This is a genomic window from Streptomyces sp. NPDC050704, from assembly GCF_040654355.1.
Classification (GTDB): Bacteria; Actinomycetota; Actinomycetes; order Streptomycetales; family Streptomycetaceae; genus Streptomyces.
Genome location: NZ_JBFAHW010000011.1, coordinates 60,040 through 73,454, shown reverse-complemented (window position 1 = coordinate 73,454; position 13,415 = coordinate 60,040). Strand labels below are relative to the sequence as shown.

At 71.3% G+C, this 13,415-nt stretch carries 7 protein-coding genes; 2 read left to right on the top strand and 5 right to left on the bottom strand.

Annotated features, from left to right (window positions below):
• Positions 1 to 49 precede the first annotated feature (49 nt).
• Genes AB0I18_RS08565 through AB0I18_RS08545 form a run of 5 tightly spaced genes read right to left on the bottom strand, consistent with a single transcriptional unit; the run spans position 50 to position 10,723 of the window.
• Positions 50 to 958 (bottom strand): hypothetical protein, encoded by a 909-nt coding sequence (locus AB0I18_RS08565; protein WP_363104636.1) that lies wholly within the window; start codon positions 956 to 958, stop codon positions 50 to 52.
• Between the two features lie 8 nt (positions 959 to 966).
• Positions 967 to 3,864, bottom strand: a complete 2,898-nt coding sequence (locus tag AB0I18_RS08560) for a beta-ketoacyl synthase N-terminal-like domain-containing protein (RefSeq protein WP_363104635.1) — start codon at positions 3,862 to 3,864, stop codon at positions 967 to 969.
• Positions 3,851 to 4,687 (bottom strand): 4'-phosphopantetheinyl transferase superfamily protein, encoded by an 837-nt coding sequence (locus tag AB0I18_RS08555; RefSeq protein ID WP_363104634.1) that lies wholly within the window; start codon positions 4,685 to 4,687, stop codon positions 3,851 to 3,853. The genes AB0I18_RS08560 and AB0I18_RS08555 overlap by 14 nt, the downstream gene beginning before the upstream one ends.
• Complete coding sequence (locus AB0I18_RS08550) at positions 4,659 to 9,506, bottom strand: SDR family NAD(P)-dependent oxidoreductase (RefSeq protein ID WP_363104633.1); 4,848 nt, start codon at positions 9,504 to 9,506, stop codon at positions 4,659 to 4,661. The genes AB0I18_RS08555 and AB0I18_RS08550 overlap by 29 nt, the downstream gene beginning before the upstream one ends.
• A 26-nt stretch (positions 9,507 to 9,532) precedes the next feature.
• On the bottom strand, positions 9,533 to 10,723 hold the full coding sequence (locus AB0I18_RS08545; protein WP_363104632.1) for a pyridoxal phosphate-dependent aminotransferase family protein: 1,191 nt from the start codon (positions 10,721 to 10,723) through the stop codon (positions 9,533 to 9,535).
• 257 nt (positions 10,724 to 10,980) lie between these two features.
• Between AB0I18_RS08545 and AB0I18_RS08540 the strand changes: the two genes are divergently transcribed.
• Both AB0I18_RS08540 and AB0I18_RS08535 read left to right on the top strand, forming a co-directional pair.
• A complete protein-coding gene (locus AB0I18_RS08540) occupies positions 10,981 to 11,580 on the top strand; it encodes a sigma-70 family RNA polymerase sigma factor (protein WP_363104631.1) in 600 nt (199 codons plus the stop codon).
• A 10-nt stretch (positions 11,581 to 11,590) separates the two neighbouring features.
• Entirely contained in the window at positions 11,591 to 13,075 is a 1,485-nt protein-coding gene (locus tag AB0I18_RS08535; RefSeq protein ID WP_363104630.1) for a DHA2 family efflux MFS transporter permease subunit, read from the top strand.
• The last annotated feature ends 340 nt before the right edge of the window (positions 13,076 to 13,415 follow it).

The window sequence follows — 13,415 nt, the reverse complement described above, 5'->3', positions numbered from 1 at the left end:
CGGGTGCGTCGGCCGCCGGGGTCTGCTCCGGACCCCGGCGACCGTGCCGTCAGGCGCGTGCGGGCTCCTCCTCACGCACCTTCCGCTCCGCCTCCAGCGCCTCCGGCAGCGCCATGTAGCGGCCCGTCAGGCCGGCCACCAGCAGGCCGACCAGAACGACGATGTAGACCCAGGTCAGGGCATTGCCCCAGCGGACGTCGTCGGCATACAGGCCGAGCGCGGCCAGCGACAGGACGCTGAGCGTGACGTCCGTCAGGAAGCCGGCCCGCATGCGGTGCAGGTCGTGCTCCCACAGCGCCTGCCAGGCGCCGGCGCCGAAGGCGAAGAACCAGGCGCCGAGCATCCGGGCGTCCAGCGGCTCCAGTTGCCAGGCCCAGGCGTCGCCGACGGCCTCGGGGGCGATCCACAGAGCGAAGGCGAGCCCCCACAGGACGGCGCCCATGATGGCCGTCGGGATGCTGACGTCGGCCTTCATCGGGGCGGGGCCGCGCGGGTCGGCGGTCTTGGGGCCGGTGTTGTGGACCTTGTAGACGAGGAAGCAGGTCACCTGGAACACCGCCAGGGACGCCAGCCACAGCCAGGCGAAGGCACGGGCGAAGGCCGGTCCCTCGGTGAAGTGGAAGTCGTCGGCGTAGACACCGGCGAGGATCAGGGCGGACAGTAGCAGGGTGATCGGGGCGAAGACGGTGCCGCGGGCGCTCGTCCAGTCCTTCTCCCGCAGCGTCAGCAGGAACATCGTGCAGGCTCCCGCGTAGCCGGCTCCCAGGGCTGCGGCGCTCAGCGACGAGCCGGTCTCCCAGGCGAAGAAGTCGCCGGTGCGCGAGCTGAGGAAGTACAGCGGGACGAAGCTGAGGCCGCAGTGGATGAGTACCGGCCAGAAGAACAGGCTGCGCAGCCAGGGGTGGACGGGCCGGGCGATCCGCTCCTGGGAACGGACCGGTTCGGTGATGGTTGCCATGGGAGAGGTCACCTCGTGACGGTGGGGTGGGTGGACGGGGCGGCGGAGCTGTCGGGACGGAGCAGACGCACGGTCAGCTGGGCCTTGCGCGCGAGGTCGACCCACGACGCGTAGCTGAACCCGAGCCGGTATCCGCCCGAGGCCGGGGAGTCGATGCGGTCGAGCGGGACGAGCTCGCCCCGCGCCAACTGCTCCAGTTGGGCCAGGAGTTGCTCGTAGGTGGGGGCGGTCAGGAAACCGGTGCCGGGGTCGTCGGGCGAGGCGGCGGGCTGCGGCGCCCGCTCCTGCTCCTCGGGTACGGCGGGTTCGTCGTCGTCGACGACGGAGTCGTCGCGGCGGACGCGCAGCGAATAGCCCCAGCCGCTCTCGACCTGCGGGAGCTTGACCCGGACGAGGTCCAGCCGGGCGGCTTCGGCCTTCTCCTCGTCGGCCCGCATCCGCGCGATCACCTCGACGGAGCGGATCGCGCCGTCGGCGCCGTAGAAGAAGGGGACACCGGGCAGGGCCACCGGGATGTCGGCGTCGGCGCAGCCGACCCCGTCGATCACGGCGAGGACCTTCTCGTCCTCGGTGACCTTGTCGAGCGGCTTGACGACCATGAAGGCGGCGCCCTCGGCAGGAGTGAGTCCCTCGACGTCGTGCCCGGCCTCCTTGAGCCGGCGCTCGAACAGCCGGGTGAACTCGGGGGTGAGGTTGGCGTGCACGCCGCCGACCAGGGCGACGTCGCACTCGCCCTGTTCGAGATTGCGCTTGGCGAGCCCGAGGGCCGTACCGAAGGAGCACAGGTCGTCGTCGATGACGACGCCGGGGCCGCGCAGGTCGAAGATGTTCTGGATACGACCCGCGGTGATGTTGTCCATGTAGCCGGGCAGCGCGTTCTCCCGGGTGGGCGGGATGTAGCGGTGCACCTCCTGGGTGTAGCTCTCGACCAGCGCCCTGCGAGTCGTCTCGTCGAGCGCCTGGTATTCCGGTACGTCCTCCAGGGCCCGCTCGAACTCCACGAGCCGGATGCGGAAGTTGCGGGTCAGACCCGATTCGAGGCCGCAGGTCGCGCCGACGAAGACGCCCGCGTCGACCCGGTCGGCCATGGGCGCGCCGTACTCCTCCAGGGCCTGCCCGGCCGCCATCACCGACAGCAGCTGCGCCCGGTCGAGGTCCTCCAGCACGTTCGGCGGGATGCGGTACGTCTTCCAGGGGAAGTCGAGGTCGGTGACGACCCCGCCGCGCCAGGTGCCTTCGGGGTCGTAGATCTCGGCGGCGTCCGGGTGCCAGCGGCCCTCGGGGAAGCCGGTGACCCCGGCGCCCGGCGCGCGGTCGGCGACCAGGCCGGCCGTGTCGCGGGCGTAGGGGGCCACACAGCCGATGCCGAGCACCGCGAGCGGGGCGTTGGCCGAGCTGCGGCTGCGGTCGGTGTGGCTCTGCTGCTCCAGGGCGGCATCGGCGTGGTGCACGGGGTCGTACTGCTCGACGATGACGCTGGTGTTGACGCCGCCGAACCCGAAGGCGTTGGTCAGCGCCCGGCGCGGCCGGCACTCGTCCGGCGCCTGCCACGGCTCGGACGCGACGGGCACCCGGAAGGGCGAACCGTCCAGCTTCATCGCGCTCGGCGCCCGGGTGAAGGCGTGGGTGGGCGGCACGGTCTCGTGCTGGAAGGCGAGCAGGATCTTCAGCAGGTTGGCCATGCCGGCGGCGGAGAAGGTGTGCCCGATCTGGGCCTTGACCGAGCCGAGCCGGATGGAGCCGGGCGCCGTCCCGCTCCCCTCGTACAGCTGCTGGAGGGAGCTGACCTCGACGAGGTCGCCGGTGGAGGTGGCGGTGGCGTGGGTCTCGATGTAGTCGAGCTCCCCGGGGGCCGCGTCGGCGAGTTCGAGGGCGCGGCGCATGGCGGCGACCTGGCCGCGCGAGGACGGCGCGTAGATGGCCTTGCCCTTGCCGTCGCAGCGGGTGGCGACGCCGCGGATCACTCCGGCGATGGTGTCGCCGTCGCGCACGGCGTCGCTCAGCCGCTTCAGCAGGACGGTGCCGGAGCCCTCGCCGTTGATCAGGCCGCTGGCGCTCTCGTCGAGCGGGGTGCTGCGGGTGGCGGACAGGCCGCCGATCTTCGCGAAGCAGACGTTGCCGGTGATGTTCATGTTGCCCTGCACACCGGTCGCCAGGACCATGTCGTGGCTGCCGTCCTGGAGGTACTTGACGGCGGTGTCGATCACGGTGAGGCCGGAGGCGCAGGCCGCGTCGCCGATCGCCGCCGGGCCGGGCAGCCCGATCACCCGGGCGACCGCCTTGGCGACGCTGACCTGGAAGACATGGGCGGCGGGCCCGGAGTCGGCGTCGTACAGCCGGTTTCTGACCGCGGCCGGGAAGCCGCTCTCGATGGCCGCCCGCCGGTCGGTGTCCAGGTCCTGGAAGGCCTCGCTGTTGCGCAGGTGGTGCAGTACCTCGGTGGAGCGGAAGGTCAGCGAGGACTCCATGACCTGTTCGTCGCCCAGCATGTTGCCGACGAACAGCGCGGTGTCGGTGGTGCTCAGCCGGCTCGGGCTGTAGCCGGACATCCGCAGGGTCTGGAGGACGGTGTCGAGCACCATGAGCTGGGTGCGGTTGAGCTCGGACACGGCGTCCTGGCCGATCCGGGTCAGCTCCTCCAGGCCGGAGGGTCCGGCGTAGTCGTCGATGAAACCGCCCCAGCGGCAGTACGTCTTGTCGACGACGCCCTTGTCCTCCTCGTGGTAGTCCTCCCAGTTCCAGCGGTGCCGCGGCGGTGAGCCGATGGCGATCCGGCCGCCGAGGATGTTCTGCCAGAACGTGTCCGCGTCGTACGAGTCGGGTGGGAAGACGCAGCCGTATCCCACGACGGCGATGGGGTCGAACCCTGCGAACCCCTCGGAACCCTCGTTGTCAGTCCCAGGCACGGAGCTGCCCTTTCTGCTGGTGGCCGTCCTGCGGCCGGGAGGCCACGGAGGCGATGGCGAAGATGTGGTCGGTGACCCGGCCGTAGCGGACCGAGACCCGGTGCCCCGGGTCGGCCTCCGCGGGGAGGGCGATGTCGAAGACGGCGGCGGTGGCGTCGGCCGCGCGCAGCCGGGCGGTTCCCCAGCCGTGCGCGAAACCGATGCCGTACGCCTTGAGCAGTGCTTCCTTGACCACCCACAGCGCGGCGGAGCGGTGGCGGGTGTCGAAGGCCGGGAACGCGGTCCCGGCCAGGGCGACTTCGTGCTCGGTGAAGACCGTGCGCCGCAGCGCGGGGCTGAAGCCGCGCAGCGGCTCCACGTCCACCCCGACCCGGCCGCTGTGGGCCAGGGCGCACACCGCGAACCGGAGGGTGTGCGCGAGCGAGATGTCCGCGGCGTGCCGGCCTACGGAGCCGGCCAACGCCGTTGTACGCCAGGACAGTTCGGGCTTGCCCGCCCGGCTGCCCGGCTTGTTGCCGAGTACGGCGAGTTCGCCGGGCCGCACGGTCAGTCCGGCCCTTTCCAGGACCAGGCACACCAGACGCTTGGCCGCGACCCGTCCGGCCAGCCACTCCACCTGCCGCTTGGGCGCGGCGATGCGAGTGAGGACCGGGAGTTCGGCCGGGGCCAGGTAGTGCGCCGGGTAGGCCGAGGGGGCCGCCGCGTAGTCCCCGCGGACCTGCGCGATGGGGAGCCATTCGGTGGTCACGGTGCCGCCCCCGGGCAGCGAGGTTCCGCTGCCCGGCAGGGCGGACTCAGTCCAGGAGACGCGTATCGCCCTCATCACGCCCCACCTGTGTCACGACGAGGTTCTGGATCTCGCAGAGCGGGTGGCCGGCGGCGTCGACGATCCGGGTGTCGATTCGCAGGTCTCCGGGCTTTCCTTCCCGCCTCGCCGCGACGGTCGAGTCGGTGTGCACGGTCTCGCCCGACAGCGGTACGCGATGGAAGCGCATCGCCGCGATGGACACCGGCACGACATGGCTGCCGAGGTGGTGGTAGGCCCACAGCAGGGTGGAACGCCAGGCGTTGTCGATGACGATGGGCAGGGTCCGCAGCCGGGGTGTCCGGGTGGTGGAGAGCAGCCCGCGGCCGGCGTCGACCACGATCTCGCTCACCATCCGCCCGTCCTCGATGTCCCCGACGAACCCGACCCGCCGTACCTGGCGGAAACCGGGGCCGAAGGTGATCTGGTCGGCGGCCCGCTCGTAGAACCGGTCGAGGCTCAGCTCGGTCGACTTGTCGACGAGTTCGGCGAGTTCCGGGTCGGGCGCGGGCGGGGTGGCCGGGTGCGGTGCGAAGACGTACGTGCCGCGCGAGTGCACCCGGTCGGCCTCCAGGACCCGGCCGTCGGCGGTGACGAGGTCGGAGCGGATCTCGGCGCGGATACGACGGGTTCCGTCTTCCTGCTCATCACCGGCCTCGGCCTCGAAGCGCAGGTCGAGCGGGAAGGCCGGCAGGTGTTTGACGAACTTCAGGAACTCGATGTTCTCCGCGCCGACGACGGTGTGCTCCGGCACCAGCAGCCCGGCAGCCTGCACCTGGCCCTCGATGTGCAGGACGCCGGGGAAGGTGCCGGCGCCCTTGACCCGGTGGTCGTCGAGGTAGCGGTCGGTGCGCGGATCGAGCCGTTTGGCGGCCCGGACCCGGGTGTCGGTGACCTCGGAGACGGTGTCGAGCAGGGGCAGCGCGATCCGGTCCCGGACGCTGCCCTCGGGGCCGACGGGGACGGCGACACCGGTGCGGGGGGCGTCCATCGAGGCGTCCTGGCCGCCGTAGCTGTTCTTGCCGATCTCTCCGAAGACCAGTACCTCGGGGTCGTCCCCGCCCTGGAAGACCTCCCGGGCGAAGTGCTGCACGCCCTCCTCGACGCCCAGGTAGCGCAGTCCGCGCACCTCCTCCTGGACGCGTCGTACGGCCTCGGTGGCGGCCATGCCGACATCGGCCCAGCCGGTCCAGCACAGGGTGAAGACCTTGGTTTCGGGGTGCCGGCGGGCGAGCATCGCCGAGAGCTTGGAGACGAGGTCGGCGCCGGCCGTGTAGTCGACCTGGCCGTCCATGCCGAAGCGGCCGAGGAAGGAGCCGAAGAAGCCGAAGAACTTCAGGTGGTCGTTCTTGACGGCGTGCCAGAGGTGGTGGGAGCCGTCGGCCTTCACCCGGACCACGTGCCGGGCGTGGTCCAGGGACTTCTTCGGCACGGCGGCGACCGAGTCCAGGCCGGCGGCGTGCACGACGCCGTCGATCCGGCCGTAGCGCTGCCGTACGGCGTCGACGGCCGCGGTGACCTGGTCACCGTCCGAGACGTCACAGACCTCGTAGACGGACAGCGGGTTGATGGCGCGCAGTTCCTCGATGTTCCGGCTCAGCTCACGGGAGTTGGCGAGGGCCGCGAACTGCTTCTTGGCCTCGACCGGAGTGATGGCCGGGTTCTCCTTCTTCGCCCGGGGGAACCAGCTCCGGCCGAGTTCGGCGAAGGAGTCGTCGTCCAGCGCCATCCAGTCCTCGGTGCCCTCCGCCGGGCGGGTGCGGCCGAGGATGACGACCCGTACGCCCTCCAGGCGGGCCAGTTCCTTCGCGCATTCGTACGTGATCCCGCGCGAGCCTCCGGAGAAGACGACGACGCTGCCCGGGTCGAGGCTCAGCGGCTGCTGCCGTTCGTGGGAGGCGATCTCGTGCGGGAGCACCTGGACGATCTTGCGCAGTCCGCGCAGGTAGCCGACTTCTACGGTCCGTTCCGCCCGGGTGGTGATCTCCGCGAGGAGAGTGTCCGCCGCGGCGGTCGCATCGCCCTCGGTGAAGTCGACGACCTTGACGCGGGTTTCCGGGAGTTCCAGGTCGAGGCTTTTGGCGAAGCCCGCGGTGAGGCCGCCCAGGGGGTCCATCGCACCGTCGGCCTCCAGGCCGAAGACCCCGCCGACGGCGGTGGCCGCGAAGTAGCCGCTCTCCCGGCCCGCCTTGGCGAGGTCGGCGAAGTAGGCCTTGGCGGCGAGGAGGTTGACGGTGAAGTGCTGGTCGGCCGCGGCGCTCCAGTCGTCGGCGGGCCGGTCGAAGGAGGTGGTCGCGGCGACCGGGTCGGGGCCGGGGCCGTAGGGATGCAGATTGACGACGACCTGGACCTCGGCGTCGGCACGGGCGGTCGCCAGGGCCCGGGCCAGGGAGTCGGGGTCGGTGAAGTCGGCGCGGGCGACCGGCCAGTCGTCCAGAGCGGCGCTCCGAGGTGCTACGGCGTACGGGCGGGCGCCGCGCCGGGCAAGGCGCGGGAGCAGCTCACGGGCGAGGGCCGTGTCCTGTCCGGTGATCACCACGACCGCCTTGCCGTCCAGGGAGAACGGCCGCGCGCCGGGATGGTCGAGCGGACTCTCGACCGCGAGAGGGACGTACCGTCCGGCGATGCGGTCGATCGTGCGCTCCAGGACAGGCGGCAGCACCGGCCGGGCGGGCGCCGCCTCGCGTATGTGACTGTCGTCGGAGCCGTCGCCGCCCGTGTCCGAGGTGCCGCCGCCGCGCGGGCCGCGTCCGGTGGCGGCCTGGAGGCCGGCGACGAACTCGGCGATCCGGTTGAGGGTGTTGAGTGATGCGGAGTCGATGTCCTCGACCACCGGCAGGCCGAGCACTTCACGGACCTCGCCGAGGATCTCGGCCTGCTTCACCGAGTCGATGCCCAGGTCCGCCTCCAGATCCAGGTCCGCCTCCAACAGGTCGGCCGGGTAGCCGGTCTTGGCCTCCGCGACCTCCCACACCACACGCTCCGCCTCGGCCAGATCCTCGCCCGAGGCCTCGGCGGGCTCCACCACGACAGGCGTCTCCTGGACAGGCGTCTCCTGCTGTACGGGGTGGGTGGCGGCCTGGAGGCCGGCGACGAACTCGGCGATCCGGTTGAGGGTGTTGAGTGATGCGGAGTCGATGTCCTCGACCACCGGCAGGCCGAGCACTTCACGGACCTCGCCGAGGATCTCGGCCTGCTTCACCGAGTCGATGCCCAGGTCCGCCTCCAGATCCAGATCCGCCTCCAACAGGTCGGCCGGGTAGCCGGTCTTGGCCTCCGCGACCTCCCACACCACACGCTCCGCCTCGGCCAGATCCCCGGCCGAGGCCTCGGCGGGCTCCACCACGACAGGCGTCTCCTGGACAGGCGTCTCCTGCGCAGGCTCCGCGGCGGTCTCCCGTACCGTCGCGGCGGGGGCGGCGCCCGCGCCGCGGGAGGCGTCGGCGAGCTGGTCGAGGAGGTGGCCGAGCGGGGCGTCCGACTCGGTGGAGACGGTCGTGTCCGTCAGGCCGAGGTGCGCGGCGAGCGCGGTCGCCAGTTCCTCGCGGACCCTGGTGCTCAGCCCGAGTCCGGCGCCCATCAGCTGGCTCGGGTCGAGGAGTCGTACGGGATAACCGGTGTAACGGGCCGCGACCTTGAGCAGGTCCTCGCGGAGTTGCGCGGTGGTCGGAGCGGCGGTCTCCGCGGCCGGCTCCTGCGGGGCGGTCCGCTGCCGCGGCTCGCTCCGGGGCAGCCCGTGGACCTCGACGAAGGCCGTGAACCGGCGCATGCTCTCCACCGCACCGAGCGACTGGATGTTGGTCGGGGTGACCAGCGCCTCCTGGTCGGCGAGGATCCGCTCGGTGAGGCCGGAGAGGATCGACTTGGGGCCGACCTCGACGAAGCTGTTGACGCCGTCCGCGTACATCCGGCCGATCAGCTCCTGGAAGCTGAACGGCGTCACCAGCTGGCGGGCCAGCAGCAGGGGCAGGTCCTGGACGTCCTGCTCGGTGTAGTAGTCGCCGATCACCGTGGAGAGCACGGGGATCCGCGGCGCGTGCCAGTCGAGCGAGGCGAGCGTGCGCTCCAGATGCGGCACGGCCTCTTCGAGGAGGTCGGAGTGGAAGCCGTGGGAGACCCGCAGCCGGGTGGCCTTGATGCCGCGCGCGCGGCACAGCTCGGCGGCCCGGTCGATCGCGTCCGAGTCGCCGGAAAGGACGGTCTGGTCGGGCGAGTTGACGAGGCTCTGGATGAGATAGCCGTTGCCGCCGCCGCGCAGCAACAGCAGCAGCCGGGAGAGCTGTTCGCGGCTGCGGTCGCTGTCCGTCTGCAGGCTCAGCATGCCGCCGCGCCGCGCCGCGGGGATGGCTTTGACGGCCACACCCCGCCCGTACACCGCGCGGACGCCGTCCTCCAGGGAGAGCGCCCCGGCCGCCACGAGCGCGCCGATCTCGCCCAGGCTGTGCCCGATGTGCGTCTCGGCGATGACGCCCTGGCTCTCCAGCAGCCGGTGCACGACCATGCTGCCGGCGAAGATCGCGGGCTGCATGACCACCGGGTCCTGGAGCTCCTTGACCGGGTCGTTGCCGCCGGAGCTGAACATACGGCTGGTCAGGGTGTGCCCGGCCAGCTCGCGGTAGGTCTCGTCGATCCGCTCGAACGTCTCGGCGGCCACCGGGTTCTCGGCGGCGAGGTCGGCGAACATGTCCGGGTACTGCGCCCCGTGGCCGGGGAACAGGAAGGCGGTGCGCAGGTCGACACCGGTGGTGCCCAGATAGACGCCCTGGGCCTGGAGGGCTCGCCGGCTGGCAGCGGTGATCTGCTCCCCGCCGCGGACTTCGGTCTGTGTGATGGTCACTTCTGTATGTCCCCTCAGGCCAGTACTCAGGCCAGTACGTTGTGCCGCCGGGCGGCGTCACCCAGGAGTTCGACGGCGCGGTCCACGTCCTCGGTGGTCATGGCGGCGGTGACGGTCGCCCGGAAGCGGGCCCGTCCTTTGGGCACGGCCGGGAAGATCGCGCCGGAGATGTAGAGGCCGTCGTCCACCAGTTCCCTGGACATGCGCAGCGCGGTCTCGTCGTCGCCGATGAGGATCGGGATGACGGGCGTGACACTCCCCAGCACCTCGAAGCCGGCGCGGATGAGTCCGGAGCGGAAGCGCATGGTGTTCTCCCAGAGCTTCTCGGTGCGCCAGGGCTCGCGGCGCATCAGCTCCAGGGCCTTGATCACGCCGGCCACGGTCGGCGCGGGCAGGCTCGCGTTGAACATGTAGGCGTGCGCCGAGTGGCGCAGGAACTCGACGATGTCGTGGCTGGCGGTGACGAAGCCGCCGACGCCGCCGAGGGTCTTGCTGAAGGTGCCCATGGTGATGTCGGGGACGATGCCGAAGTGCTCTCCGGCGCCGCGGCCGGTCTCGCCGAGGAATCCGGTGCCGTGGGCCTCGTCGACCATGAGCATGGCGCCGTACTGCTCGGTGAGCCGGTGGATGTCGGTCAGCGGCGCGATCTCGCCGTCCATCGAGTACACGCCGTCGACGACGACGAACTTCTTCTTGGCATCCGCGTTGCGCTTGAGTACGTACTCCAGCTTCTCCATGGAGTTGTGCGCGAAGATCTTGACGCTGCCCTCGGCCAGCCGGCAGCCGTCGAGGATGCTCATGTGGTTGATCTGGTCGGTGATGACGATCGTGTCGCTGTCGCACAGCGCCGAGATCGTGCCGAGGTTGGCCATGTACCCCGAGCTGTAGGTGATGGCCGCCTCGGTGCCCATCCACTCGGCGAGCTTCTCCTCCAGCTCCAGGTGGAGCACGGTGGTGCCGTTGTTGAGGCGGGCCCCGCAGGCACCCGAACCGTAGGTGTCCAGCGCGTCCTTGACCGCCTTGTTGATCTCCGGGTGTCCGGCCAGACCGAGGTAGTTGCCGCTGGTCAGCATGATGACCTCGCGGTGGTCTATCTCCGACCGGCCGCCGGGAGCGGCGGTGAAAGGCATTTCGAAGGTGTAGTTGCCGCTGTCCTTGAGGTCCCGGATCCGGTCGTTGACGGACGCCAGGGTCCGGGCGTACTCATCCGTGATCATTAGTGATTCCCCTCTCGGTACGTCGCGCATCCCCTCCGGCGAGCCGGACGGGCGAGCGACCGTCACCCGACAGAGGCCGCGAAACGGCGTACGGATACCGGCCACACGCGCCGTTTCACTCCCGCCCGCCCCAGCGCTACCCCGGGTGCAGCTCCGGGCGACCACTGGTCCAGTGGCCTGCGACTCGGCCATGGGACAAGGGAGTTCGACAGGTCCTCAGGCAGGGGCCTGCAAGGGAGGACCGAAGGAGGTTCGACGTGGCCGGTACGACCGGGGTCCGGGGGGCCGCAGGCGAGGTCCCGGGGACCGCAGTGTCCGGGTCGCCCGCCGAGCTGGTGGCGGCCTGCCGCGCCGGGGACCAGGCGGCGTGGGGACGCCTCATCCAGAGGTACCGCGCCGTCGTCTGGACGGTCGCCCGCTCGCACGGGCTACGGCCCGCCGACTGCGAGGACGTCTGCCAGCTCACCTGGCTGCGCGTCATCGAGAACATCGGCGCGATCGACGACCCGGCCAGGCTCGGCGCCTGGATCGTCACCACGGCCCGCCGTGAGGCGCTCAAGGTGTCGGGCAACGGCGTCAAGTACCACCTCGTCGACGACCTTTCGGAATTCACCCACGAGACCGGGCACCAGGCCACCCCGGAAGAGACCGTCCTCAGCAGGGCGGAGGGCGACCTCGCCCGGACGGCCATCCGGCATCTGCCGGCACAGCATCAGGCTCTGCTGGGGTTGCTGCTCCGCGATCCCCCCATGAGCTACGACGCGATCAGCGCGGCGCTCGCCATGCCGCGCGGCTCCATCGGCCCCACCCGCAACCGCATTCTCCGGCAAGCCAGGGATCTCCTGCGCGACATGTGAGAGGACGACCATGAGTGCCCAGACACAGGGCCATCCCGTTCGGACATTCGTCATCGCCGCCGTGGCGATGTTCATCACCTCCCTCGACAACCTCGTGGTCACGACCGCGCTGCCCGCGATCCGTGACGACCTGAACGCCGGGCTCGACGAACTGGAGTGGACGGTCAACGCGTTCACACTCACGTTCGCCGTCTTCCTGATGACGGGCTCCGCACTGGGCGACCGCTTCGGCCGCCGCCGACTGTTCATGGTCGGCATGTCGATCTTCACCCTCGCTTCGGCCGGGGCGGCCATGTCGGAGACCGCCGACCAGCTGATCCTGGCCCGCGCGATCCAGGGCATCGGCGGCGCGATCGTGGTCCCGCTGACGCTGACGCTGCTCTCCGCGGCCGTACCGCCCGCCAAGCGCGGTGCGGCACTGGGTGCCTGGGGCGCGGTCGCCGGTCTTGCCATCGCGCTCGGCCCGGTGGTCGGCGGCGCGATCGTCGAGGGCGCGTCCTGGCAGTGGATCTTCTGGATCAACGTGCCGCTGGGCGTCGTACTCATTCCCCTGTCCAAGATCTGGCTCGCCGAGAGCCGGGGCGCCGACTCCAAGCTCGACCTGGTCGGCACCGCATTGCTCAGCCTCGGTCTGTTCGGTGTGGTCCTCGGTCTGGTCCGCGGCGGCGCGATCGGCTGGACCTCCGGTGAGGTGCTGGCCGGCTTCGTCGTCGGCGGCGCGCTGATCCTCTCCTTCCTGGCCTGGGAGAACCGGATCAAGCACCCGATGCTGCCGCTGGGCCTGTTCCGCGGCCGGGCCTTCTCGATGACCAACCTGGCCTCGCTGCTGATGTACTTCGGCATGTTCGGCGCGATCTTCCTGGTCGCGCAGTTCCTCCAGACCGCCCAGGGCTACTCGCCGCTGGAGGCGGGCCTGCGGACACTGCCGTGGACCGCGATGCCGATGCTCGTCGCCCCGGTCGCGGGCATCCTCTCGGACCGCCTCGGCGGCCGGACGATCCTCACGATCGGCTTCGTCCTCCAGGCCATCGGCCTCGGCTGGTTCGCCCTGGTGGCCACTCCGACGGTCGGCTACGGAGCACTCGTACCCCCCTTCGCCATCCTCGGCGTCGGCATGTCCCTGTTCTACGCGCCGGTCGTCAACATGGTGTTCTCCTCCGTCCGCCGTGACCAGGAGGGCATCGCCTCCGGCGTCAACAACGCGGGCCGCGAACTCGGCGGCGTCCTCGGCGTGGCCGTCCTCGCCGCGGTCTTCGCAGCTCAGGGCGGCTACGAGACCCCGCAGCATTTCGTCGACGGCCTGGTCCCGGCGGTCTGGGTCGGCGCGATCGTGGTCCTCGCGGCGGCCGTCGCGTCGATGATGATCCCGGGCGGTCTGCGGCCTGTGGGGGCGGATGCGGATGCGGATGCGAGGGACGCTGCGGCAGCCGGGTCCGGTACGACGCCGACGGCCCAGGATGCTGGTGCGGCATCGCAGGTGCCGGTGGCGCACTGAGCGCTGCGGGGGTGGTGGGGGCGCGGGACGGGCGGACCTGGGGCCCGGTGGACCCGGTGGGCCGCTGGCCCAGGCGGGCCGCTAGGACCGGGCCCGCTGGGCCGGGTGGGCCGATAGGGCCGGGCCCGCTGGGCCGGGTGGGCCGATAGGGCCGGGCCCGCTGGGCCGATAGGGCCGGGTGGGCCTGTAGGCAAGCAGGCCCGGTGGGACCGGTGGACCCATGGACCGGTGCCGGCATCGCCGGTGCCGGTGCCGGTGGCGGTGGCGGTGGCGCACTGAGCGCTGCGGCCCGCCAGGTCCGTGGGCCGCCAGGCCGCCAGGTCCGTGGGCCGCGGAACAA